The following is a 275-nucleotide window of genomic DNA, read 5'->3' as shown; positions in this document are numbered from 1 at the left end:
CGGCAATGATCAAGATGATCCCGAATATCCCGATGATCATTTCGAACATCGAAACCTTTTTCACTTTTCCTTCCGTCATTGAAGTCACTCTAAATAATGAAAGAATGGTCTGCCTTCTAATGAAGGCATAATTCATCAACATGATGAAAAGATAGATGGCGCTAAAAACGAGAATGGTTTGAACAAGCGGCTGAAAAGAAAATTGAAGGGTTGCGATCGCCTCGACACCCATTATTTTAAATAAAATCATGATGATTAATTTTGAAGCGGCAAAC

At 37.8% G+C, this 275-nt stretch carries 1 pseudogene; it reads right to left on the bottom strand.

Annotated elements, in window-relative coordinates:
• Nucleotides 1–275: pseudogene (locus SB773_RS31560) on the bottom strand (bacitracin ABC transporter permease); the annotation flags it as partial.

It is taken from the genome of Bacillus sp. SIMBA_074 (assembly GCF_046534555.1).
Lineage (GTDB): Bacteria > Bacillota > Bacilli > Bacillales > Bacillaceae_G > Bacillus_A > Bacillus_A mycoides.
This window is presented reverse-complemented; position numbering and strand designations above follow the sequence as displayed.